Annotated in this window: 18 protein-coding genes; 10 read left to right on the plus strand and 8 right to left on the minus strand. The window is 71.8% G+C overall.

Annotated features, from left to right (window positions below):
* Positions 1-4: 4 nt before the first annotated feature.
* Genes ABTY15_RS04230 through ABTY15_RS04240 form a run of 3 tightly spaced genes read right to left on the minus strand, consistent with a single transcriptional unit; the run spans position 5 to position 4,163 of the window.
* A complete protein-coding gene (locus ABTY15_RS04230) occupies positions 5-1,648 on the minus strand; it encodes a glycosyltransferase family 39 protein (RefSeq protein WP_350575723.1) in 1,644 nt (547 codons plus the stop codon).
* Positions 1,648-2,739 (minus strand): glycoside hydrolase family 26 protein, encoded by a 1,092-nt coding sequence (locus tag ABTY15_RS04235; RefSeq protein ID WP_350576136.1) that lies wholly within the window; start codon positions 2,737-2,739, stop codon positions 1,648-1,650. The genes ABTY15_RS04230 and ABTY15_RS04235 overlap by 1 nt, the downstream gene beginning before the upstream one ends.
* A 5-nt stretch (positions 2,740-2,744) precedes the next feature.
* Entirely contained in the window at positions 2,745-4,163 is a 1,419-nt protein-coding gene (locus tag ABTY15_RS04240) for a glycosyltransferase family 2 protein (RefSeq protein ID WP_350576139.1), read from the minus strand.
* Positions 4,164-4,649: 486 nt separating this feature from the next.
* On the opposite strand from ABTY15_RS04240, the gene ABTY15_RS04245 reads away from it, so the two are divergent.
* From ABTY15_RS04245 to ABTY15_RS04255, 3 genes are all read left to right on the plus strand, one after another.
* Positions 4,650-5,882, plus strand: coding sequence for a ricin-type beta-trefoil lectin domain protein (locus tag ABTY15_RS04245; protein ID WP_350575725.1), 1,233 nt, complete (start codon positions 4,650-4,652; stop codon positions 5,880-5,882).
* A gap of 122 nt (positions 5,883-6,004) precedes the next feature.
* Positions 6,005-7,453: a LamG-like jellyroll fold domain-containing protein gene (locus tag ABTY15_RS04250; RefSeq protein ID WP_350575727.1), complete on the plus strand. Its 1,449-nt coding sequence runs from the start codon at positions 6,005-6,007 to the stop codon at positions 7,451-7,453.
* Positions 7,454-7,601: 148 nt separating this feature from the next.
* Positions 7,602-9,308 (plus strand): hypothetical protein, encoded by a 1,707-nt coding sequence (locus ABTY15_RS04255; RefSeq protein ID WP_350575729.1) that lies wholly within the window; start codon positions 7,602-7,604, stop codon positions 9,306-9,308.
* A gap of 38 nt (positions 9,309-9,346) precedes the next feature.
* Here ABTY15_RS04255 and ABTY15_RS04260 read toward each other — a convergent pair whose 3' ends face one another.
* Positions 9,347-9,841, minus strand: coding sequence for a GNAT family N-acetyltransferase (locus ABTY15_RS04260; RefSeq protein WP_350575732.1), 495 nt, complete (start codon positions 9,839-9,841; stop codon positions 9,347-9,349).
* A gap of 396 nt (positions 9,842-10,237) precedes the next feature.
* On the opposite strand from ABTY15_RS04260, the gene ABTY15_RS04265 reads away from it, so the two are divergent.
* Positions 10,238-11,206 (plus strand): helix-turn-helix domain-containing protein, encoded by a 969-nt coding sequence (locus tag ABTY15_RS04265; RefSeq protein WP_350575735.1) that lies wholly within the window; start codon positions 10,238-10,240, stop codon positions 11,204-11,206.
* 7 nt (positions 11,207-11,213) lie between these two features.
* Here ABTY15_RS04265 and ABTY15_RS04270 read toward each other — a convergent pair whose 3' ends face one another.
* The 4 genes from ABTY15_RS04270 to ABTY15_RS04285 form a co-directional block, all read right to left on the minus strand.
* Positions 11,214-12,005, minus strand: coding sequence for a histidine phosphatase family protein (locus ABTY15_RS04270; protein WP_350575737.1), 792 nt, complete (start codon positions 12,003-12,005; stop codon positions 11,214-11,216).
* 154 nt (positions 12,006-12,159) lie between these two features.
* On the minus strand, positions 12,160-13,770 hold the full coding sequence (gene mctP / locus ABTY15_RS04275; protein ID WP_350575739.1) for a monocarboxylate uptake permease MctP: 1,611 nt from the start codon (positions 13,768-13,770) through the stop codon (positions 12,160-12,162).
* Positions 13,767-14,051 (minus strand): DUF3311 domain-containing protein, encoded by a 285-nt coding sequence (locus ABTY15_RS04280; RefSeq protein WP_350575742.1) that lies wholly within the window; start codon positions 14,049-14,051, stop codon positions 13,767-13,769. Before ABTY15_RS04280 ends, mctP begins: the two co-directional genes overlap by 4 nt.
* Positions 14,052-14,340: 289 nt before the next feature.
* Complete coding sequence (locus ABTY15_RS04285; RefSeq protein WP_350575744.1) at positions 14,341-15,132, minus strand: GntR family transcriptional regulator; 792 nt, start codon at positions 15,130-15,132, stop codon at positions 14,341-14,343.
* 337 nt (positions 15,133-15,469) lie between these two features.
* Here ABTY15_RS04285 and ABTY15_RS04290 point away from each other — a divergent pair, with 337 nt between their 5' ends.
* The 6 genes from ABTY15_RS04290 to ABTY15_RS04315 all read left to right on the plus strand — a co-directional run bounded on the left by ABTY15_RS04290 (position 15,470) and on the right by ABTY15_RS04315 (position 23,250).
* Positions 15,470-16,765 (plus strand): extracellular solute-binding protein, encoded by a 1,296-nt coding sequence (locus ABTY15_RS04290; protein ID WP_350575747.1) that lies wholly within the window; start codon positions 15,470-15,472, stop codon positions 16,763-16,765.
* 89 nt (positions 16,766-16,854) lie between these two features.
* Positions 16,855-17,883 (plus strand): carbohydrate ABC transporter permease, encoded by a 1,029-nt coding sequence (locus ABTY15_RS04295; RefSeq protein WP_502893417.1) that lies wholly within the window; start codon positions 16,855-16,857, stop codon positions 17,881-17,883.
* The gene (locus ABTY15_RS04300; protein WP_350575752.1) at positions 17,880-18,707 is read left to right on the plus strand and encodes a carbohydrate ABC transporter permease; all 828 of its coding nucleotides are present in this window, start codon (positions 17,880-17,882) and stop codon (positions 18,705-18,707) included. Before ABTY15_RS04295 ends, ABTY15_RS04300 begins: the two co-directional genes overlap by 4 nt.
* 6 nt (positions 18,708-18,713) lie before the next feature.
* The gene (locus tag ABTY15_RS04305) at positions 18,714-20,267 is read left to right on the plus strand and encodes a glycoside hydrolase family 3 protein (protein WP_350575755.1); all 1,554 of its coding nucleotides are present in this window, start codon (positions 18,714-18,716) and stop codon (positions 20,265-20,267) included.
* Positions 20,268-20,702: 435 nt separating this feature from the next.
* A complete protein-coding gene (locus ABTY15_RS04310) occupies positions 20,703-21,998 on the plus strand; it encodes an extracellular solute-binding protein (protein WP_350576142.1) in 1,296 nt (431 codons plus the stop codon).
* Between the two features lie 193 nt (positions 21,999-22,191).
* Positions 22,192-23,250, plus strand: coding sequence for an SIS domain-containing protein (locus tag ABTY15_RS04315; RefSeq protein ID WP_350575758.1), 1,059 nt, complete (start codon positions 22,192-22,194; stop codon positions 23,248-23,250).
* The last annotated feature ends 137 nt before the right edge of the window (positions 23,251-23,387 follow it).

Below are 23,387 nucleotides of genomic sequence, written 5' to 3' on the forward strand. Positions count from 1 at the left end.
CCGGTCAGTACTTCAGGTAGACCCGGTAGGTGCTGGAGTCGCCCGTCGGGGAGGTGAACTGGGCGATCAGCCGGTAGTGCCCGGCGGTGGCCAGCGCGGCCGTCAGAGCCCGGTCCGTGGCGCTCGGCGCGGTGCTGTCGAGGACGACCATGGCGTACTGGCCGTCCCGGATCGCGGCCGCGCTGCCCTCGTCGCCGTGGTGCTGGACCCCGGCGGCGTCCCGGTAGTCGGTGCCGTGCCGCGCCGGGACCCACTGCCCGGGCGCGCCGACGGCGACCAGGTAGTAGTCGGCGAGCCCGTCGACCTCGGTGAGGTAGCGGCCCTGCGGGGTGGAGTGCAGCCGCAGCACCGCGAGCAGCCGGCCGGAGTCGGGGCCGCTCTGGTAGCGCAGGGAGGACTGTTCGAGGCCGAGCGCGAGCAGCGCGACCCAGACCAGGATGCCCAGCTGGGGGTGGCGGAAGTGCGCGCCGACCAGCCGGGTCAGCCCCATCCCGGCGACCGGGGTGGCGAGCAGCAGCCCGTACCCGAGGTGCCGGAACATCGTCTGGGAGGTGCCGAGCCCCAGGTGGACGGCCGGGACGAGCAGCGCGGTGGCGGTCAGGGCCAGGCCCAGCAGTGCGCGCTGGGCCCGGGTGGCGGTGAGGCCGCCGTTCTCGGGCGACTCGTTCAGCTGCTCGCGCCGGACGTAGGCGATCGCGCCGGCCACCGCGAGGACGGTGAACAGGCCGCCCCACTGGGCGACGTACAGCAGGGTCTCGCCGAACGGGCGGGCGGCGTGGCCGAGCCCGGGGGACCAGGTCAGGACGTCGTCCAGCAGGCCGAAGGGCAGCAGGGCGCCGGCCGTGGCGGCGGCCAGCAGCAGACCGCGCAGCAGGGCCGGGCCGAGCCGCCGGTGCGGCCAGGCGGTGGCCACGGCCAGCACCAGCAGGGCGGGCAGCGCGAACACGGCCGAGTAGGCGACCGCGGCGGCCAGGGCGGCGGCCGGGGCGGCGAGCAGGACCAGGGCCACCGGGCGGCGGGCGGTGAACACCACCGTCCAGGCCGCCAGGGCGACCAGGAGCACGGCGAGCGCCTCGGGGGCGGCGTAGTAGCCGACCACGACGGTGGACTGCACGACCGCGTACGCGGCGATGCCGCAGATGGCGACCCGCTCGTTGAAGAGCCGGCGGGTGAGCGAGTACAGGAGCACCGTGGTGACCAGGGCGAAGGCGAGGCTGAGCGTCCGGGCGCCGAAGACGCCGCCGGCGTTGGCGGCCGCCCCGGCCAGCGGCGGGTAGAGCCAGGGCGAGCCGGCGATCCGGTCGACCAGGTCGGTGGTCACGGTGGCGCCGTCGAGCAGGTGGGAGAGCTGCTGGCGGCCGGCCACCATCGCCACCGCCTCGTCGGGGTGCGCGGCGGCCAGCAGGCGCAGCGACAGCGCGGCCTGGACGGTCAGCACGGCGGCCAGCAGGCCGCGGGCGATCCAGCGGCGGCGGGGGCTGGGGGCCGGGTCCCAGCCGATCGCGGCGACCTCGGGGATGGTGTACGGCGCCAGCTCGACGGCCTGGTCGTCGGGCTCGGGGGCGGCGGGTACGGGCTCGTCGTCGGGGTGGACGTCGGCGGCCGCGGCGGGGGAGAAGGCGGGGGAGAACTCGGGCTCGGTGGTCATCATGGGTTCCGGATGTCGAAGCCGTAGCGGGGGTCTGCCACGCGGTGCTTGAAGGCGGCGAGGGTCTCCGGGACGGCCTCGATGCGCCAGTCCGCCCGCTTGACGATGTTGAACCAGATGAAGCCGATGACGTCGTCGTGCGCCTCCAGCCCGGAGAACAGCTGGTCGATGTCCGCGAGCTGGCGCTTGCCCTGTTCGGAGGCGGTCTCGCTGATGAAGAAGGGCTTCTTGGTGAAGGCGCGGATCTCGGCCATCGTGGGCCCGTACAGGGTGTCGAAGGTCTTCGGGCCGTAGCGGGTGAAGTAGCCGGTCATGCCGGCCCAGTCCACGTAGGTGTCGCCCGGGTAGTACGGCGCGAGCCGGGTGTTGGGCGCGGGGTCGGTGATGTTCGGGCTCCAGACCCAGATGACGTTGGTGGCGCCGGCCTTGTCGAAGATGTCGTGGACGTGGCGCCAGGCCGCGACGAAGTCGGCGGCGTTGGAGGCCTGCCGGCCCCACGGGTACCAGTCGCCGTTCATCTCGTGCGCGATGCTGATGGCGATGGGCTGGTCGAGCCGGGCGACGGCCTTGGCGACGCCGCGCACGTAGTCGTCGGTGTCGCCGGCAGCGATGTCGGCGAGCGAGTGCGAGTACGGCTCCCAGGCCATGAAGGGCAGCGCCCCGGCGTCGTAGATCCGGCGGGCCCCGGCGGTGTCGAAGCCGCCCTCCCAGTGGGCGTAGAAGGCCAGCACGTTCGGCTGCTTGCCGATCGTGGTGGTGTAGCCGGGCAGCGCGTCCATCGTCGCGGGGACGTTCGGCAGCGCGGCGCCCAGGTACTTGTGCTCGGGCTTGAGCAGCGGGGTCACGTCGTACGGGACGCCGGTCGGGGCGGGCTTGGGCTTGGGCGCCTGGGTCTGCGCCTGGCCGAGGGTGCCGCCGGCGGCCTTGGACCCGGACGGCACGGGCTGAGTGGACGGCGCGGCGGGCACCGCCGCCATCGCCTCGAAGCCCGGGTCGGCCGGCCCGCAGGCGGTGGCGAGCAGCAGCGCGGCGGTGAGCAGCGGGAGCCGCAGCCGGCGGAGCCGGGCGGCCCGTCGGGGGTGGGCGGGCATGGTGATCACGCAGCTTCCGTGGGGCGCGGCTGGACCAGGACCCGGCCGACGATGGTGGCGTAGAAGAGGCCGGACGCGAGGACGAGCGCGAAGTTCAGCGGGCCCATGGTGAGCATGCGCCAGATGCTGAGGCCGACCCAGAGCACGGCCGTCCCGCCGCCCCAGGCGATCATGGCGGTCCAGAACCGCCGGGTGCGGTTCTTCTTCGCCCCGCTGGAGCCGGTCGGCTGCCAGGCCATCCGGTTGCGGCGCAGGATGTCCCAGATGGCGAAGACGTGCGCCCAGCCGTACATCATGCGGGCGGCCCAGGCCTCCAGCCGGTACGGGTTGCGGTGCCAGAGCGGGAAGACGACGGTCGCGTAGAGCAGGCCGGGCAGTACCAGCAGGGTGTTCTGCCAGTGGATGAGGTCGGGCCTGGTCAGCACCAGCACAATGGGGATGAGCGGGGAGACGAGGGTGAACAGGGCCGTGTGGATGTAGTAGAAGAACCCGGACAGGTAGCAGGCCCGGGTGACCGGCTTCAGCTTGGTCTCCCAGAACTTCCGGCTGCCGAGCAGGCTCATCGACCCGGTGCACCAGCGGTACTGCTGGTTGAAGAAGGCGCCGATGTTGTCCGGGCAGACGCCGGTCGCCAGGGCGATCGGGACGTACTGGAGGTCCCAGCCGAGGCGGCGCAGGTCGAAGCCGGTGTGCACGTCCTCGGAGTGCCCGATCAGCGTGGTGCCGCCGTTCTGCTCCAGCGCCGCCCGTCGGTACACGGCGCAGCTGCCCACGCAGATCGCGCCGTCGTTGCGCTGCCGGGAGACCTGGACGGTCCGGTAGAAGAGCTCCTGGACGGCGCCGGCGCCGCGCTCGATCCAGTTCTGGGTGTCGAGGATGCGGAAGAACTGGGGAGATTGGACGATGCCGAGCTTCGGGTCGGCCGCCATGTAGGGGAGCAGCTCGTTCAGCAGGTCCGGCCGGGGCGCGAAGTCGGCGTCCAGGATGAGGATGTACTCGCTGTCGGAGTTGCGGAAGCCGAACTGCAGGTTGCCGGCCTTCTTGAACCAGCCGAGCTTGTTGCGGGTGCCGTACACGAACTCGAAGTCCACGGCCATCTGGGCGAGTTGGGCGCTGTTGCTGTCGTCCAGGACGTACGGCGTCACCTCGCCCGGGTACTGGTCGCGCAGCCGGGCGACGTGCGTCCAGGTGTTGTGCAGGACCTCGATCGGTTCGCCGGCGACCGGCAGGAAGATGTCGACGGTCGGGTAGTGCTCGGGCTGCCAGCCCTTCACCAGCGCGCGGTGGGCGGCGAGGTCGAAGGTCTCGTTGAAGCCGTGCACCCACCGGGATATCAGGTAGTACACGATGGTGAAGGCCAGCGGCGGGATGAAGACCCAGAACCACGGCGTCGCGTGGAACAGGCCGATCTCACTGGCCACCATGCAGCCGAAGCTGATGAGCGAGAAGCAGGTCAGCACCCAGAGCCGGCTGCGGGCGTAGGAGTACTTCTCGGTGTTGTCGGGCGGCTGCGGCAGCAGGCTCCACTGGTTGCGGGCGGCCGGATCCCGGCGGCTCCGGCGGCGTGAGCCCGGTGCCCGTTCGCTGCCCGCGAGTCGGGTGCCCTCGGCGACACTCACGTGACTCCACTTCCCCCGAAACCGTGTTGACCCCGTTTGTCCCCGCGCAGCAGCCGGTTCCGAATCACTGTGCGAGGGATGCCAGGATGGTACGGGACGGCCTGCGGTGCCCTTTCGGCCTCCCCGTCCGATCCGCCGTCCGATCCGCCGTCCGGTCCGCCGTCCGGTCCGCCGTTCGGAACCGTTCCCGGGCTCCGGTCGTGATGTGGACCGTGGGTGGACGCGTACGGCTGTGCGGTCGTCCGCCCGGTGGGCAAGGGACGGTTCAGCAGGGGCATCGGGGGGATCATCGTGGGCGGCAGCACTGGGCGGCCGGCGCGTGGACTGCGGGCGGCCGCCGCCCTGGGTGCGCTCGCCGCGCTGCTGGCCGGGTGCGGCGGCGAGGCCGGGGCGAAGGCGGGCCCGCCCGCCGCGACGGCCCCGGCCCCGGCGGCGGCGAGCCCCGGGCAGAGCCTCTGCACGTCCGCGGCGGAACCGTTCCCCAAGCGCCCGTTGGGCGACGACGGCGCGCTCGTCCTGGAACCGAACCCGTGGAACACCTCGGGCACGCTCTGCCTGGACCCCACCGGGGACACCGGATTCACCGTCACCGGAGTGCGCGACCTCGCCCCGCACAACCCGCTCGCCCCCGGTGCGTACCCCAACATCTCCACCACTCCCGGGGCGAGTGGACTGCCCGTCCCGGTCAGCGCGCTGGGCGACGCGACCGCGGACTGGGACGCCTACGGGCGGGTCAGCGGCTCCTTCAACCTCTCCTTCGACCTCTGGTACGGATCGAGCCCGAACAACTGCGACCCGGGCGAGAGCGCCGAGCTGATGGTCTGGCTGGACGCCACCGACAACGTCAAGCCCGCCGGGCGCCAGGTGACGGACGGCCAGGGCATCGGGGACACCACCTACGACGTGTTCGAGGCGCCGATCACCGGCCCGCACAGCGTGATCAGCTACGTCCGCACGGCGCCGACCCACACCGTGCGCGGCCTGAACCTGCGGCTGTTCACCGCCGACGCGATGGCCCGCGGGTACGTCCCCAAGGGCTCCTACCTGTGCCGGGTGCAGGCGGGCTTCGAGATCTGGAGCGGCGGCACCGGGCTGCGCACCGAGTCCTTCGCGTTCCACAACCGGGTCGGCCTGCCGGCCGGCGAGGTCGGGGCCGGTGCGCCTGGGATCTGCCTGCGGCACGGCGGCGGCGGGGCGGCGGGCACGCCGGTGACCGTCGGGTCCTGCGGCGACCAGGCCGTCTCCACCAACTGGACGGTGGGCAACGACGGTTCGCTGCGCGGCGGGGCGGCCTGCCTGGCCCCGGGTGGCGGCGGGGGCGGGGGCGTGACGCTCGCCGAGTGCACCGGCGCGGCCGCGCAGCGCTGGGTGGCCGGGGCCGGTCAGCGGCTGCTGCACAAGGAGTCCGGGCTCTGCCTGGGGACGTCCGGCGGCGCCCTCGCCGACGGGACGTCGGTGCTCCTGCGGCAGTGCGCCGACGTGGTCTCGCAGCGGTGGCGGCTGCCCTTCAACGGGCTCGGGTAGCGCCGGCCCGGCGGATCCGGTCGGACCGGCCCGGCCGGTGGCGGTCCGATCCCGGGGACCGGACCGATCCGTCCCGCACCCCCCATGGGTTTGGCGGGGCTGATGCCCTAGCATTCCCACACATGAGCGATCGACCGGTACCGAGTGGCGAGCCGGGGCAGCCCTCCGCGACGCCACCGCAGCAGGCACCGGCCGGAGGGGCCGTACCGGCTCCCGGTGTGCCCCCGCAGCCTTCCCCGAGCGGTGCCTTCGGGCCCGCCGCCGCCGAGTTCGGCCCGCCGCCGGGCGTCGCGCCGCAGCCGGGGCAGCCGCAGCCCGGGCAGGTGACACCTCGTCCGGTGTCCCAGCCGGTGCCGCTGCTGCCGCCGCCGGGGCAGCCTGGCCAGCCGGTGTCCGGTCAGCCGGTGCCGCCGGTCGGGCCGGTGCAGCCGGCCCCGGGTCAGCCGCAGCCGCAGCCGGTGCCCGGTCAGCCGGCCCCGGGTCAGCCGGTGCCGGGTCAGGCCCTGCCGCAGCCCGCGCAGCCGCAGCCCGGCCAGGCGATACCCGGGCAGCCGCTGCCCGGCCAGCCGGCCCCGCAGCCCGGCCAGCCCGCCCAGCAGTGGCAGCAGCCCGGCTTCCCGCCGCCCTCCTCCTCCGCACCGGACTGGGAGGCCCTGGCCGAGCAGAACGAGCAGCAGGCCAAGAAGCGCCGCCGCTTGAAGCTGATCGGCGCCGTGACGGCCGTCGTGGTCGTCGCCGCGGCCGGTGCCGGGGTCCTGCTGATGAAGCGCGGCTCCGACGACAACAAGACCCCGGTGGCCGACAGTTCGGCGAGCCAGAGCCAGACCCCCGGCACCCCGAGCGGCTCGGGTTCGCCCTCGGGCGGCGGTTCGGCCACGCCGAGCGGTCCGCCGCAGACCAACGACAGCCCGCCGACCGTCGGCACCCTCCCCGCGACCAAGGGCACGGCCGCCCTGGGCCTGGGCTCGGACGCCAAGCCGGGCACGCTGGCCGGGTACAACGGGCAGGTGCTCAAGCTGGCCAGCGGCCAGAACTCCTTCGCCCAGACCACCAGCCAGATCGTCGACACCAACAAGAGCTTCACGGTCTCGATCCGGGTCAACGTCGACCTGCCGAACGGCAACCGCAGCGCGCTCAGCCAGGGCGACGGCCAGTACTACGCGTACTCGCTGGGCCGGACGAACAACGACGGTCACAACCTCTGGTACTTCAAGGTCCAGTTGCCCGGTGGCGGTTCGGCGGTGGCGTACTCCAAGGGCGACGCCACGGTCAACCAGTGGGTGCTGCTGACCGGGGTCTACGACGCCGCGGGCGGCCAGATCACCCTGTACGTCAACGGCGCGCCGCAGTCCTCCGCCAAGGCGGCCGGGGTGCGGGCCAGCGGCGCCAACACCCTCCAGATCGGGCGGCTCAGCTCCAACGCACAGTGGAGCGACCCCTGGCACGGCGCCGTCGCCGACGTCCAGACCTGGGACCAGGTGCTGCCCGAGGCCGACATCGTCAAGACCGTCGCCGGTCCGAGCTCGCCGCCGTCGATCCCGCCGACCGCCGCCTGGCTCACCGGCGGCTGACGCCGGGCCGAGCGGCCCCGAGAACGCCGAACACCCGCCCGGGGCGCCCGCCCGGCCCCGGCGGGGTGGTCGGCCGCTGCCGTGCGGCCCGGGGCGTCTTTTCCCCAAGCCGTACCGGATGCGAAGTCCCGAACGAGGAGCAGTACTGATGAGCGCGGACGGCCGCTGGATCCGGCCCGAGTCCACCCGGCGGCCCGTCCTCACCCCCGTCGGGGCCGGGCCGGCCGCGGGCGTCGGCCCGGGCGGGGCCGACCCGCAGACCGGTGCCCGGACCGCGGCCCAGGCCGTCGCACAGCCGGAGCCCGCCTCCCGCCGGCGCCGCCGGCCCACCGCCCGGCCGGCCCATCCGCCGCGGCCGGCGCTGCGGGCCGACTGGCTGCCGCTGCTCGCCGTCCTGCTGGTGCAGGGCGCGCTGTCGTACCACCTGATCCTCAGCAACACGGCCTTCATCGACGAGGGCACCTACATCTACTCCGGCTACCAGGAGATCGCGCACCTGCGGCACGGCAGCCCGGTCGCGACGTACGAGACCTTCTTCTCCGGATCGCCGCTGATCTACCCGGTGGTGGTGGCGCTGGCGGACATGGCCGCCGGCCTGACCGGCACCCGGCTGCTGAGCCTGGCCTTCATGCTCTCCGGCACGGTGGCCGTCCACCTGACCACCCGGCGGCTGCACGGCTCGCTCGCGGCCTTCTGCGCGGCGGCCGCCTTCGTCGCGCTCGGGCCCAGCCAGTTCCTGGGCGGGCTGGCCACCTACGACGCGATGGCACTGGCGCTGCTCGCCTGGGCCGGGTACTTCGCGGTGCGGCTGACCACCGGCGGCGGGTACCCGAGCCTGGTGCTCTCCGGCCTGCTGCTGGCCCTGGCCGGCTGCACCAAGTACGCCGCGCTGCTCTGGGTCCCGGTGGTGGCCGGGGTGGCGGTGCTCGCCGGGCCGGGCGGCCCGCTGCGCTCCTGGGCGCGGTGGCGGCGCGGCATGGGGATCCTGCTCGTCTTCGCGGTGGCGGTCGTCGCCGCGGCCCTGGCGGCCGGCGAGCGCTACATCAACGGCTTCAACCACACCACGCTCAAGCGCGCCCTCGGCCACGACTCGTACTCCTACGTGGCGGGCGAGGCCGCCCGCTGGGTCGGCGCGCTGCTGGTGCTGGCGCTGATCGGCGTGGTGACGCAGTTGCTGACGGCGCGTCGCCGGGGCGGCGAGACCTGGCCGCGGTTCTGGCTGGCCGTGCTGCTGCTGCTCGGTGGGCTGCTCGCGCCGGTGAACCACATCCGCATCCACACCTGGCTGTCGCTGCAGAAGCACGTGGACTTCGGCGCCTGGTTCGCCTGCGTCGTGGTGGGCGCGCTGCTGGCGCAGCTGGTGCTCTGGCTGCGCCAGCGGTTCCACCTGGCGGTGGGCGTCGCGGTCGCGGCCCTGGTGATCGGCCCGCTGGGCTGGGTGGGCACGGCGCAGGGCCGGGAGATGTACGGCGAGTGGTCGAACTCGGAGTCCTTCGTCGCCGCGCTGAAGCCGTACGTGGTCAAGGGCGACGACCGGTACCTGATCGAGAACTACAACGTGCCCGCGTACTACCTGCGCGAGCAGAGCAACTGGCAGCAGTGGCACGACCTGGTGGCGGTCTACCGCCGGGATCCGGCCACCGGTCAGCAGCAGTCCGGGGTGCCGGCGATCCAGGCGGGCATCACGGCGCACGAGTGGAAGGTGGTCGTGCTGGACTTCACCCAGACCGCCGCCACCGACAAGGCGATCCAGCCGACCCTGAAGGCGGCCGGGTACAAGGTGGTCGACGTGGTGAAGAGCGGCGAGCACGGCCAGTACACGATCTACGTGGCGCCGGGGTACGGCAAGAAGTGACGGGGCGCCGGTCGGGCGCCGGTCGGAACACCGCGGTGTCAGAACGCCATGGTGTAGACCATCAGGTCCATCCCCGGGTACGGCGCCCAGTCGCGCTCGGGAGTGCGCCGGAAGCCGAGCCGCTCGTAGATCCGGTGCGCGGTGGTCATCTCCGGGCGGGTGGAGAACGCCATGCCGGCCAGGCCCAGTTCGCGGCTGCGCGCGATCGCCGCGCGGACCAGGGCCTCGCCGACGCCCCGGCCGCGGGCGGCCGCGGCGGTGGCGAGCATCCGGATCTCGCCCTCGCGCGGGGTGGCGATGTCGGCCCACTCGGTGCCGCCGACGGCGAAGGTCACGCAGCCGAGGACCGGTCCTCCGGCCGCGTCGACGGCGACCAGGAGTTCGGCCTCCGCGGACCGGCGGGCGGCGTCGCGCAGGAGGCCGACGTAGCTGCTGCCGGGCGAGGTGAAGCCGTCGCCGACGAAGGCCTCGACGGTGACGCGGCCGGCGTCGTCGAAGTCCTCCGGACGGGCCTGGCGGATGACGATGTCCATCGGTCCAGTGTGCCGGAGCCGTGGGCGGTCCTGATCTCAGGGGTGCTGCGGACCGGGAGGGTGGCCGGGTCGGCGGACGGGCGGAGCGAGGCGGCGGGCATCGTGCCGTACAGCCGGTCGAGCCGGTCGGGCCCGGCCGGGTAGCCGCCCGGGCGGTGCCAGTTGTCGCGGCCGGTGGTGGCGCCCCGGCCGACCTCGCGGCCGATCAGGGTGCCGAGCAGGCCGAAACCGCCGACGACCCCGGCCAGGGCGAGCGCGCTTGCGAGTGTGTCGGAGTCCATGCCTCCACTCTGGTCGGGCCGCCGGACGCCCACGAGTGGCAGGAATGACCGATTGCCTCGAAATCCTGCCACCGACGTCTATCCCGCGCGCCACCCCACCGGGCATCCTGGGCGGATGCTGAAGAACGTGGTCACGGTGGTGCTGGAGGAGATCCACCCCTTCGAACTCGGTGTCGCCTGCGAGGTGTTCGGCCTCGACCGCACCGACGACGGCCTGCCCGGGTACGACTTCGCCATCGCCGGCGCCCGCCCGGGGCCGCACCGCACCCACGCCGGGTTCTCGGTGGACGTCCCGTACGGTCCCGAGCGGCTGGCCGGGGCGGACCTGGTGGTCGTCACCGCCTCCACGATCCGCCCGCAGTACCCGGAGCCGCTGCTGGAGGCGCTGCGCGCGGCGGTGGACGGCGGCGCCCGGGTGCTCTCCATCTGCAGCGGCGCCTTCGTGCTCGGCGCGGCCGGGCTGCTGGACGGCCGCCGCTCCACCACCCACTGGCGGTACAGCGAGGAGCTGGCCGCGCGCTTCCCGCGGACCAGGATCGAGCCGGACGTGCTGTACGTGGACGACGACCCGGTGATCACCTCCGCCGGGACGGCCGCCGGCATCGACGCCTGCCTGCACCTGGTGCGCAAGGAGCAGGGCGCCGAGGTGGCCCGGGGGATCGCCCGGCGGATGGTGGTGGCGCCGCACCGGGAGGGCGGGCAGGCCCAGTTCGTGAACCGCCCGCTGCCCGAGGGCGACGGCGACTCGCTGGCCCCGTTGCTCGACTGGATGCGGCACCACCTGGACGAGGACGCCACCGTCGAGCAACTGGCCGCGCGGGCCCACATGTCGCCGCGCACCTTCGCCCGCCGCTTCCAGCAGGAGACCGGCACCACCCCGCACCGCTGGCTGACCGGGCAGCGGGTGCTGCTGGCCCAGCGGCTGCTGGAGTCCACCACCGAGCCGGTGGACGCGATCGCCGCCCGCTGCGGCTTCGGCAACGCGGCCGCCCTGCGGCACCACTTCGGGCGCCGGCTGGGCACCACGCCGCTGGCCTACCGGCGCTGCTTCGCCGGGCCGCCGGCGAGGTCGGGGCTGAACTGACGATCCGTCAGTTGTCCCGTGCCAGATGGTCGACGGCGTTCCAGGCGGCGGGCCGCAGCCGCCCGTCCTGGGCCCGCCAGAGGCTGGTGGAGCAGTTGTGCACCGGCCCCAGCGCGGTGAGCCGGTCCTCCGTCAGCCGCTCCAGGACGTAGCGCAGCATGAGCACCGTGCAGTCGTGCGCGACCAGCAGGACGGGCCGGCCGGCCTCCTCCTCGCAGACGTCCCGGAGCAGACTGCGCACCCGCAGCGCGACGTCGGCCCAGGACTCCCCGCCGGGCGGCCGGTAGTACAGCTCGCCCATCTTGCGCCGCCGGGCCGCCTCCTCCGGGTGCTGGGCCTCGATCGCGGCCCTGGTCAGCATCTCCAGGACGCCCAGCTCTCGGTCGCGCAGCCGCTCGTCGTAGCGCACCGCGAGGGTGACCGGGACGGCGCCGAGCCCGGCGGCCTGGGCGAGCGCGATCCGGGCGGTCTCGGCGGTGCGCACGTACGGCGAGCACCAGACGGTGCGCGGGCGGTCGGCGCTGGGCAGGGCGGCCCACCAGCGGCCGAGCGCCTGGGCCTGCTGCTGGCCGTGCAGCGACAGCGGGATGTCGGCGTCCCGGCAGCTGATCGGCACGCTGAGCGCGCCGACGGCCTCGGCCAGCTGGAACTCCACGTTGGCGGTGGACTCGCCGTGCCGGGTGGCGATCAGGACGGACGGCAGCCGGGTGCCGGCCGCCGGACGGTGCGCGCCGAGGTGGTCGGGCGGGCTCTGGGTGGACTGGTGTTGGCCGTTGAGGGTGGTGCCGAGTTCTGCCATGCCGCGTGCTCCCCGTGGGTCGATCAGTTGCCGGCCGGTTGCCGGTCCGGTCTGGTGGTGCCCTGTGAAGACGGCTGTTCATACATATGATCGCGCCGCCTTCTCCAGTGTTCACGGAGAGGGCGGCGCGATCACAGGGCGCGCGCAGCGCGAATCAGTGCGCCGCTACGGGCTCCGGCGCGTTCTCCAGCTCCTCGTCGCCGGCCTCGGCGGTGTAGTCGGACGGCTTGGTCTCGTCCGGGCCCTGGGGCGCCTTGACCGCCCGCAGCACCAGCGTGAGCGCCACCGCGACCAGCAGGTTCAGCACGAAGGCGGTCAGGCCGATGTACCCCATCTCGCCGATGCCCGGGATCTCGGCCGCGTTGCCGCCGAAGTGCTTGGTGGACTTGCTGGAGATCCCGTAGGCCTCCCAGGTGCCGTACGCCATGCCGGCGGCCCAGCCGGCGAACAGCGCCCAGTGGTGGAACCAGCGGGTGAACAGGCCGCCGACGATCGCCACGAAGGTCTGCACGATCCACAGGCCGCCGAGCAGCTGGAGGTTGATCGCGGCCTGCTTGTCCATGCCCAGCACGAAGGCCAGCGCACCGACCTTCACCAGCAGCGACACCAGCTTGGCGACCCGGGTCTCGTCCGCGGCGGTGGCGGCGGGCTTCAGCCACTCCTTGTAGATGTTGCGGGTGAACAGGTTGGCCGCCGCGATCGACATGATGGCGGCCGGCACCAGCGCGCCGATCCCGATCGCCGCGAAGGCCACGCCGGTGAACCAGTCCGGGAACATGTCGGCGAACAGCCGCGGCACCGAGAGCTGGTTGTTGAAGTTCTTGTCGCCCTTGCTGACGCCCGCCGCGATGGCCATGAAGCCGAGCAGCGCCAGCAGACCCAGCATCAGCGAGTACGCGGGCATCAGCGCCATGTTGCGGCGCACCGTGTTGCGGGACTTGGAGGCCAGCACACCGGTCACCGAGTGCGGGTACATGAACAGCGCCAGTGACGAGCCCAGCGCCAGCGTCGCGTACGTCCACTGCTTGTTCTCGGGGACGGTCAGCGAGCCGGCCTTGGTCGTCGCGTACTGGTGCGACACGGCGTCGAAGATGTGCCCGAAGCCGCCGAGCCGGATCGGGATGTAGATCACCGCGACGATGATCACGACGTAGATCAGGGTGTCCTTGACGAAGGCGATCAGCGCCGGGGCCCGCAGGCCGGAGGAGTAGGTGTAGGCGGCCAGCACGCCGAAGGCGATGAACAGCGGCAGGTCCTTGACGAACCAGTTGGCGTTCTCGCCGCCGCCGACGCCCAGCACGTCCAGCACCGCCTGGATGCCGACCAGCTGGAGCGCGATGTACGGCATGGTGGCCAGGATCCCGGTCAGCGCGACGACCAGGGACAGCGGCCGCGAGCCGTACCGGCCGCGCACGAAGTCGGCCGGGGTGACGTACCCGTGCACCCGGGAGACCGACCAGAGCCGGGGCAGGAAGAGGAAGACCAGCGGGTAGGCGATGATCGTGTACGGCACCGCGAAGAAGCCGGCCCCGCCGGTCGCGTAGACCGCGGCCGGGACGGCGATGAAGGTGTACGCGGTGTAGAGGTCGCCGCCGAGCAGGAACCAGGTGACCCAGGTCCCGAAGCTGCGGCCGCCCAGGCCCCACTCGTCCAGGTGCAGCGCGTTGTCGGCCCTGCGCCAGCGCGAGGCCAGGAAGCCCATCACGGTGACCAGGGCGAAGAACAGGACGAAGACCACCAGGGCCGGCACATTGACGTTGCTCATCGCGCGTCCCCCTCGGCGGTCCTGCGGGCAGCCTTGCGGGCGGCCTTGCGGGCCTTCTCGTCCTTGTTGATCAGCAGGTAGGCGGCGACGGTGAAGACCGCCGACACCGGCACCCAGAGCAGCTGGTACCAGTAGAAGAACGGCATCCCGCCGACCTCCGGGTCGGGCTTGTCGTAGGACGACACCCAGAGCATCGCGACGATCGGTACCAGCAGGGCCAGCGCGGCCAGCACCCGCTCCGGTGTCACCGCGGGGACGGGCGCTCCAACTGGCTCGGGCATGACAGGTTCGGCAACATCGGTATCAGACGACATCCACGGCTCCGCTCCGGAGGGTTCTCCCCGTCGGCGCCGCAGCCCGGGAGGACGCCGAACGCCCCCGCGAACCCGCCGAGCAGCACCATCGGTGATCGGCAGTCAGTACGGCTGCGCAATCTAGAGCATGGCGTGATCCATGTCACCGGGATTGACGGAACTTCCCGCCATCCGGACGGATGTGAGCTGCGGACGCGAACGGGCACCGGCGCGCGGGTCGCGTGCGCCGGTGCCCGTGGCACTGCGGGAGCGCCCTCTACTCCGGGCGCTTCAGCCGGGTGATGAACTTGTAGCGGTCGCCGCGGTAGATCGAGCGGACCCACTCGACCGGGTGGCCCTCGGCGTCGAAGGAGTGCCGGGACAGCTGGAGCATCGGCAGGCCGAGGTCGGAGCCGAGCAGCCCGGCCTCGCGCGGGTTGGCCAGCGTGGTCTCGATGGTCTCCTCGGCCTCGGCCACCGTCACCCCGTACACCTCGCGCAGCGCCGCGTACAGCGAGTTGTGCTTGGCGAGGTTGCGGCGCAGGGCGGGGAAGCGCTTGGCGGACAGGTGGGCGACCTCGATGGCCATCGGGTCGCCGTTGGCCAGCCGCAGCCGCTCGATCCGCAGCACCCGGCCGCCGGGCTTGATGTCGAGCAGCGGGGCGAGCCGGTCGTCGGCGGTGATGTACCCGATCTCGATCAGCCGGGAGGTGGGCTCCAAGCCCTGGGCCCGCATGTCCTCGGTGTAGGAGGTGAGCTGGAGGGCCTGGGCGACCTTGGGCTTGGCGACGAAGGTGCCCTTGCCCTGGATGCGCTCCAGCCGGCCCTCGACGACCAGCTCCTGGAGGGCCTGCCGGACGGTGGTGCGCGAGGTGTCGAACTGGGCGGCCAGGGCGCGCTCGGGCGGGACCGGGGTGCCGGCGGGCTGGGTCTCGGTGAGCTGGAGCAGGTGGCGCTTGAGGCCGTAGTACTTGGGGACGCGCGCGGTCGGGTCGGCGCCGGCCTGCGTCGGGACGTTCTTCACCTCGGGGTCGTTGACCTGGGCGGTGGTTCCCCCGTCGCTGCTCATCGGACCTGTTCTCCCGCTTCTCGCAGGGCCTTTGCGGGCCCCGCCACATCGTTAACGGGTCACATCGTTGCATGTATGGCTACGGAACGAATACCTCATCACGCGATGAACGATGTGCGGTGTCGGCTTGATAACGGGTGGTCCTGATTGGTTGAACAGCCGTTGACAGGCCCATTGGTCTAGGCCAAGCTCCAGGCATCTGGTCTACACCACTAGGCCGGTTACTACGAATCCCCCCACCCGTTCGCAGGGGTCCGCGGCACCTATTCTCCCGCTTTTTGTGGGTCTGCCGCTGCCACCCGACGGGGGTAACCCAGGCATCCCTCAGGAGGATGGCGTGAAGCGTCAGCTCATCGCGGCGGTCGGCGTCGCAGCAATGGTCGTCGGCCTGGCGGCCTGTGGCTCGGACGCCAAGAGCAGTGACAGCAAGTCCGACTCGTCGAGCTCGTCGTCGGCCGCGGGCGACAAGTACAAGGGCAAGACGCTCAAGGTGTGGCTGATGACCGGCTCCGCCCCCAAGGGCTGGACCGACGCGGTCAAGACCGAGTTCGAGACCACCTACCCGGGCTCCAAGGTCGACTTCCAGATCCAGGAGTGGGACGGCATCGGCGCCAAGGTCACCGCCGCGCTCTCCGAGGGCTCCGTCGACGTCCTGGAGATGGGCAACACCCAGACCGCCGGTTACGCGGCCTCGGGCGGCCTGCTCGACATCACCAAGGACAAGGCCGCCCTGGGCGGTGCCGACTGGGCCGCCAACCAGAACGAGGCCGCCGTCCTGGACGGCAAGCAGTACGCCGCCCCGTGGTGGGTCTCCAACCGCGTCGTCGCCTACAACAAGGACCTGTGGGCCAAGGCCGGCCTGACCGCCACGCCGAAGACCCTGGACGAGTTCTACGCCGACCTGGAGAAGCTGAAGGCCACCGAGGGCGTCGCCGACCCGATCTACCTGCCGGGCCAGGAGTGGTACACCTACTTCGGTCTGCTCACCGGTGAGGGCGGCAAGATCGCCAAGAAGGACGGCGACAAGTGGGTCGGCGGCCTGTCCTCGCCCGAGGCGCAGAAGGCCTTCGAGACCTACAAGAAGCTGCAGAGCTACTCGGTCACCGGTCCGAAGGACAAGGACGAGGCCACCCCGCAGCAGAAGGACGTCTTCGGCAAGGGCAACGTCGGCGCCATGATCGGCCTCGGCTGGGAGCTGCCGGACGAGAAGGACATGCCGAAGGCCAAGATCGGCTTCTTCCCGCTCCCGGGCAAGACCGCCGACAAGCCCTCCGGCGTCTTCCTCGGCGGCTCGAACCTGGCGATCGCCGCGCAGAGCAAGAACACCGACATGGCCAAGGACTTCCTGAAGGTCGCCCTCAACGACAAGAACGAGGGCGCGGTCGCCGCCGCCGGCAACATCCCGAACAAGGCCTCGCTGAACAGCCAGCTCACCGGTGACTTCGCCAAGGCCGCCCAGGCGGGCGCCGCGGTCGGCGGCATCACCCCGAACACCCCGAACTGGGCGAGCGTCGAGGACAAGCCGAACCCGATCAAGGAGTTCCTGACCGCCGCCCTCCAGGGTGGCGACTACGCGGCCACGGCCAAGAAGTACGACGACGAGATCGCCAAGCGGCTCAACCAGAAGCAGTAGCACTGAGCGGCGTCGCTCACCGACTCCCGGCGGGGAGCCGGTGAGCGACGCCTGTCCGTCGTGGCCAGGGTTGTGAGGAAGTGAGAACGATGGCTGTGCATTCGGAGCGGGTGCAGACACAGTCCCCGGACCAGGGGAAGACTGTCGTGGCCAGTATTGAGACGAGTGCCGCGGGCGGCGGTGCCAGGGGCGCCGCGCCGAAGGGCACCAGAACCGCGGGCGGACCCGGTCTGGGCGCCCGCCTCGCCCCGTACCTGCTGCTGCTGCCGGCCGTCGTGACGACCGTCGGCCTGCTGGGCTGGCCGCTGCTGAAGACCGTCCTGCTGTCGTTCCAGAACCTCAACAAGCGCCAGCTGGTCCTGCACCTGACCGAGTGGAACGGCTTCGACAACTACAAGGAGCAGCTGACCGACCCGGACTTCTGGGCGGTCACCGGGCGCACCGTCGTGTTCACCCTGGTGAACGTGGCGCTGATCATGGTCGGCGGCACCCTGATCGGGCTGCTGCTCAACCAGCTCGGCAAGAAGATGCGCCTGGTGCTGTCGGTCTCGCTCCTGATGGCCTGGGCCATGCCGGTGGTCGCCGCGACCACCGTCTACACCTGGCTGTTCGACTCGCAGTGGGGCGTCGTCAACTGGTTCCTGGACCAGCTCGGCTGGCACTCGATGGCCCAGTACAACTGGCTCAGCGACCAGTACTCGACCTTCTTCGTGGTCATCCTGCTGATCGTCTGGCAGTCGATCCCGTTCGTGGCCTTCAACATGTACGCCGGCCTGACCACCATCCCGAAGGAGCTCTACGAGGCCGCCCGGATGGACGGCGCCGGCTCCTTCAAGATCTTCGGCTCGGTGATCTTCCCCAACCTGAAGCCGTTCTTCCTGGCCACGACCTTCCTCGAGGTCATCTGGGTGTTCAAGGCCTTCACCCAGGTCTACGCGATCAACGGCGGCGGCCCCGAGAACCTGACCCGGACCCTGCCCGTGCACGCCTACCTGGAGGGCTCCTCCGGTCAGCACTACGGCGTCGGCTCCGCGATCGCGGTGCTCACCATCCTGATGCTGGGCGTGCTGATGGCGTACTACTTCCGCATCATGATCAAGCAGGAGGACGAGCTGTGAGGCGCTCTCTCTTCGGACGTACCTGGCCGAACGTGATCGCGGTCGTCCTCGCCGTCTTCTTCATCTTCCCCGTCTACTGGATGGTCGCGACCGCCTTCAAGCAGGACCGCGACATCATCAGCAGGACGCCGGTCTTCCTGCCGCTCGACGGCACCGTCGACCACTTCACCACCGCGGTCAACGCGCCGAACTTCTGGACGTACGTCGCCAACAGCCTCACCGCCACGGTCGGCGCGGTGCTGCTCTCCCTGGTGATCGCGACCCTGGCGTCCTTCGCCATCGCCCGGATGAAGTTCCGCGGCCGCAAGACCTTCGTGCTGGTCATCATGGTCGCGCAGATGGCGCCCTGGGAGGTCATGACCATCGCGGTCTACATGATCTCCCGCGACAACCAGATGCTGAACAGCCTGGTCCCGCTGACCCTCTTCTACATGATGATGGTGCTGCCCTTCACCATCTGGACGCTGCGCGGCTTCATCGCCGCCGTCCCGAAGGAGCTGGAGGAGTCGGCCATGGTGGACGGCTGCACCCGCAGCCAGGCCTTCGTGAAGGTGATCTTCCCGCTGCTGGCCCCCGGCCTGATGTCGACCTCGCTGTTCGGCTTCATCACCGCCTGGAACGAGTTCCCCCTCGTCCTGATCCTCAACAAGGAGGAGGGCAAGACCCTGCCGCTGTGGCTGTCCTCCTTCAAGACCGCCTTCGGCAACGACTGGGGCGCCACCATGGCGGCGTCGACCCTGTTCGCCATCCCGGTGCTGATCCTGTTCGTCTTCCTCCAGCGCAAGGCGGTCGGCGGTCTGACCGACGGCGCCGTGAAGGGCTGAGAAACCGTGAGCATCCTCGTCCCCACCGCGCTGGACAGCGACCAGCTGCACCGCGACGCGCTGACCGTCCTGCAACCCGGCTTCGTCGGCACCGAGCCGCCGGAGTGGCTGCGCCGGCACCTCGCCGCCGGGCTGGGCTCGGTCGCCCTGTTCGACCGCAACGTGGTCGACCTCGACCAGCTCTCCGCACTCACCACGGCGCTGCGCGGGGAGAACCCCGACCTCCTGATCGCCATCGACGAGGAGAGCGGCGACGTCACCCGGCTGGAGGCCGGCTCGGGCTCGTCCTGGCCGGGCAACCTCGCGCTCGGCGCGATCGACGACCCGGCGCTGACCCGGGACGTCGCCCGCGAGCTGGGCCGGGCGCTGGCCGCGGCCGGCGTCAACTACAACTGGGCGCCCACTGCGGACGTCAACTCCAACCCGCGCAACCCGGTGATCGGCGTCCGCTCCTTCGGCGCCGACCCGGAGTTGTGCGCCCGGCACACCGCCGCCTGGGTGGAGGGCCTCCAGTCGGCCGGCGTGGCCGCCTGCTCCAAGCACTTCCCCGGGCACGGTGACACCGCGGTCGACTCGCACCACGGCATGCCGGTCATCGACGTCGACCTCGACGTGCTGCGGGCCCGCGACCTGATCCCGTTCCAGGCGGCGATCGCGGCCGGCACCAAGGCCGTGATGACCGCCCACATCATGGTCCCGGCGCTCGACCCCGAGCTGCCGGCCACGCTCAGCCCGCTGGTGCTGCGCGACCTGCTGCGCGCCGCCCCGGCCGACGGCGGCCTCGGCTACCAGGGTCTGATCGTCAGCGACGCGATCGAGATGGGTGCCATCGCCGACACCTTCGGCATGGGCGAGGGCACCGTGCTGGCCCTGACGGCCGGCGCGGACGCGATCTGCGTCGGCGGCGGGCTCGCCGACGAGGACACCGTGCTGATGCTGCGTGACGCCATCGTGGCGGGCGTGCGGGCCGGGCGGCTCACCGAGGAGCGGCTGGCGGACGCCGCCGCCCGGGTGCGGGCGCTGGGCAGCTGGGGCCGGATCTCGGCCCAGGGCGAGCGGCCGGAGCCGGACCTGGCGGTGGGCCTGCGGGCCGCCCGCCGGGCGCTGAAGGTGGTCCGCGCGCCGGGCCGCGAGGTGCTGCCGGTGACCGAGCGCCCGTTCGTGGCCTCGTTCTCGGACGAGCCGAACATCGCCGTCGGCGACGTCACCCCGTGGGGCGTGGCCGGCATGCTGGCCGACCGCTTCCCCGGCACCCGCACCCGTGAGGTCGGCCCGGCCGAGGCCGCCCCGGAGCGGCTGGACGCGCTGGTCGCCGAGCTGGTGGCCGGGGCCGAGGGCCGCCGACTGGTGCTGGTGGTCCGGGACGCCCACCGGCACGCCTGGATGTCCGCCGCGCTGGGCCGCCTGGTGGCGGCCCGCCCGGACGCCGCCGTGGTCGAGATGGGGCTGCCCCAGTCCGAGCCGGTCGGCGCGCTCCACATCGCCACCCACGGCGCCGCCCGGGTCTGCGGGCTGGCGGCCGTCGAGGTGCTCACCGGGCAGCCGGGAGCGATCGGCTGAACCGATGTCAGGACGTCACCGGGAGTGTCCGGGAGACGTCGGCCGACGGGCCCGTCATGCGCATGTCGCATGGCGGGCCCGTTCCGTTGTTGCCCGCGCTGACCTGCGGATTCGTCGAGTGACCGTGCTCCCTCAAGCAGGCCTTAAATCCCACTTAAGTCCCACTTAGGGTGATGGTCTCGCAACTGATTGCCACGCGGTACAACGGCTCTGCAACGGCCTTGGCAACAACGGCACTTGGGCGTTGACACCGGCATTGGTCTAGGCCAGAGTCCATGCATCCGGTTCGAACTTCAACCTCACCGGATGTGGTATCGGCCCTCCCCGCAGCTCTCGCCGCCCCGGCCCGGACTCTCCGCTGCGGGCGCCACCACGCTGCCGGCGGGCATCACGGCTCTAACACCCTCGGAGGATGGCGTGAAGAAGCGTCAGCTCATGTCGACGTTCGGCATCATGGCACTGGCGGTCGGGCTGACGGCCTGTTCCTCGTCCGGCTCCCCGTCGGCGGACGGGAAGAACTCCTCCAACGATCCCCAGGCCGCGACCGGCACCGTCACCGTCTGGCTGATGGACGACGCCCAGAAGAACTGGCCGGACCTGGTGCAGCGGGTCAACGACGAGTTCGCGGCGAAGTACCCGAACGTCGTCCTCAAGCTCGCGTACCAGGGCTGGGCCGACAAGGTCGGCAAGCTCGACAGGGCGATCGCCGACGGCAACGCCCCCGACGTGGTCGAGCTCGGCAACACCGAGACCATGAAGTACGTGCTGGCCGGCTCGCTGGCCCCGGTCGACCGGACCACCTTCGACAACTCCGACAGCTGGATCAAGGCGCTCGCCAACACCTGCACGTACCAGGACAAGCTCTGGTGCGTGCCCTACTACGCCGGCGCCCGGGTGGCCATCTACAACACCACGGCCTTCCAACAGGCCACCGGCAGCGCCGAGTTCCCGAAGACCGAGCCCGAACTGCTGGCGGCCCTGGACAAGGTCGCGGAGAAGAACAAGGCCGACCGGACCTTCTCCCCGCTCTACCTGCCCGGCCCGTACTGGTACGCCGCGATGAGCTACGTGGCCGCGGCCGGCGGCAGCATCGCCAAGTTCGACAGCTCCGGCAACTGGCACGGCACCCTGCACGACCCCAAGTCCCAGCAGGGCATCGGCCACTTCGTCGACCTGGTCCGCAAGTACAACAAGGGCGACCTGGCGGTGAACGAGCAGAACCAGTTCGAGGCGATGGCCCGCGGGCACGCCGCGTCCTTCTACGGCAACGGTTTCGAGGCCAGCAGCGTGACGGCCCCGGTCACCGGTGACCCGAACCTCAAGGACGCGGTCAAGGTGGCCACCATGCCCGGCCCGGACGGCAAGCCGCTGCCGACCTTCATCGGCGGCTCCGACCTCGCGGTCACCGCCAAGTCCCCGCAGGCCGCGCTGGCGGCCGACTGGATCCGGATGTTCACCAGCACCAAGTCCCAGCAGGCGCTGGCCGACAAGGACATCCTGCCGAACAACCTCAACCAGCTGAACCAGCTGAAGAACAAGCCGACCACGGCCGCCGCGGCCAACGCGGTGCCGGACGCCTGGTTCACCCCGCTCGCCCCCGGCTGGGGCGCGATCGAGAAGCAGAAGATCCTGCCGGACATGCTGACCGCCATCCTCAAGGGCAAGTCGGTGGACCAGGCCACCAAGGACGCCGACGCCGCCATCGACCAGCTGATCAACAGAGCGTCCTGATCCCGAGGCCGCCCCCTCCCGCACCGGCCGGAGGGGGCGGCGGCCGGACCTGATGTGCTCCGCCGCAGCGGCCACCGTAGGATTGCGGCAGGGAACAACACCCGCAGCGAGTGTGCGGACTCGCCGCCGTAGAGGTCCCCGTCGGGCAATCCGCCCGGACGGGGTCGAACCATCTCATCGGAGGCACACCCAGATGTCCGACACGCAGACTGTTTCCGTCCCCGGCCGGATCATGGCGGCGGAGATGGCCGAGCAGCCGGCCGTCCTCCAGCGCATCCTCGACGAGGGTGCCCCGAAGATCCGCGAGATCGCGGCCGAGATCGCCACCCGCAACCCGCGGTTCGTCCTGCTGACCGCGCGCGGCACGTCCGACAACGCGGCGCTGTACGCCAAGTACCTGATCGAGATCCTGCTGGGCAAGCCGGCCGGTCTGACCTCGATGTCCACCACCACCGCCTACGGCGCCAAGCCGGACCTCACCGACGTCCTGGTGATCACCGTCAGCCAGTCCGGCGGCTCGCCCGACCTGGTGGCCTCCACCAAGGCCGCCCGGGAGGCCGGGGCGATCACCCTCGCGGTCACCAACAACGCCGCCTCGCCGCTGGCCGAGGTCTCCGAGTTCCACATCGACGTGCTGGCCGGCCCGGAGAAGGCGCTGCCCGCGACCAAGACCTACACCGCCGAGCTGCTGGCGCTCTACCTGCTGATCGAGGGCCTGCGGGGCGGGGACGGCTCGGCCGCCAAGGAGCTGCCGGCCCTGGCCGCCGGCGTGCTGGCCCGCCAGGCCGAGGTGAAGGCCCTGGCCGAGCGCTACCGCTTCGCCCAGCGCCTGGTCATCACCTCGCGCGGCTACGGCTACCCGACCGCCCGCGAGGCGGCGCTCAAGCTGATGGAGACCACCTACATCCCGGCCTCCCCGTTCTCCGGCGCCGACCTGCTGCACGGCCCGCTGGCCATGGTGGACAACGTCTCCCCGGTCATCGCGATCGTTCCGGACGGCAAGGGCGGCGAGGCCCTCCAGCCGGTGCTGGACCGCCTGCGCGGCCGGGGCGCGGACCTGGTGGTCATCGGCCAGCGGCCGCAGGTGGACGCCGCCTCCGCGGGCTTCGCGCTGCCGGCCGGCGTGCCCGAGGAGGTCCAGCCGATCCTGGAGATCCTGCCGCTCCAGCTGCTGGCCTACGAGGTCACCATCGCCCGCGGCCAGGACCCGGACGCCCCGCGCGCCCTCGCCAAGGTCACCGAGACCCACTGACGCTGCTGGCGCAAAGCGAACCGGGCCCCCGTCCACAGGCTGTGGACGGGGGCCCGGTTCGTTGAGCGGCGGAACGGGGTTCTGGTGGCACAAAGCACTACGGGCCACGGCGCCGACACGGGACCCTCAACCCGTGC

Origin of the sequence: Kitasatospora sp. NPDC097643 (assembly GCF_040302625.1) — a bacterium.
GTDB lineage: Bacteria > Actinomycetota > Actinomycetes > Streptomycetales > Streptomycetaceae > Kitasatospora.

Bases quoted from the DNA above. Each gene is read 5' to 3' on its own strand.
- ABTY15_RS04230 (WP_350575723.1), bottom strand. From the start codon at position 1,648: ATGACCACCGAGCCCGAGTTCTCCCCCGCCTTCTCCCCCGCCGCGGCC.
- ABTY15_RS04235 (WP_350576136.1), bottom strand. From the start codon at position 2,739: ATGCCCGCCCACCCCCGACGGGCCGCCCGGCTCCGCCGGCTGCGGCTC.
- ABTY15_RS04240 (WP_350576139.1), bottom strand. From the start codon at position 4,163: ATGGTGGCCAGTGAGATCGGCCTGTTCCACGCGACGCCGTGGTTCTGG.
- ABTY15_RS04250 (WP_350575727.1), top strand. From the start codon at position 6,005: ATGAGCGATCGACCGGTACCGAGTGGCGAGCCGGGGCAGCCCTCCGCG.
- ABTY15_RS04255 (WP_350575729.1), top strand. From the start codon at position 7,602: ATGAGCGCGGACGGCCGCTGGATCCGGCCCGAGTCCACCCGGCGGCCC.
- ABTY15_RS04260 (WP_350575732.1), bottom strand. From the start codon at position 9,841: ATGGACATCGTCATCCGCCAGGCCCGTCCGGAGGACTTCGACGACGCC.
- ABTY15_RS04265 (WP_350575735.1), top strand. From the start codon at position 10,238: ATGCTGAAGAACGTGGTCACGGTGGTGCTGGAGGAGATCCACCCCTTC.
- ABTY15_RS04270 (WP_350575737.1), bottom strand. From the start codon at position 12,005: ATGGCAGAACTCGGCACCACCCTCAACGGCCAACACCAGTCCACCCAG.
- mctP (WP_350575739.1), bottom strand. From the start codon at position 13,770: ATGAGCAACGTCAATGTGCCGGCCCTGGTGGTCTTCGTCCTGTTCTTC.
- ABTY15_RS04280 (WP_350575742.1), bottom strand. From the start codon at position 14,051: ATGCCCGAGCCAGTTGGAGCGCCCGTCCCCGCGGTGACACCGGAGCGG.
- ABTY15_RS04285 (WP_350575744.1), bottom strand. From the start codon at position 15,132: ATGAGCAGCGACGGGGGAACCACCGCCCAGGTCAACGACCCCGAGGTG.
- ABTY15_RS04295 (WP_502893417.1), top strand. From the start codon at position 16,855: ATGGCTGTGCATTCGGAGCGGGTGCAGACACAGTCCCCGGACCAGGGG.
- ABTY15_RS04310 (WP_350576142.1), top strand. From the start codon at position 20,703: ATGTCGACGTTCGGCATCATGGCACTGGCGGTCGGGCTGACGGCCTGT.
- ABTY15_RS04315 (WP_350575758.1), top strand. From the start codon at position 22,192: ATGTCCGACACGCAGACTGTTTCCGTCCCCGGCCGGATCATGGCGGCG.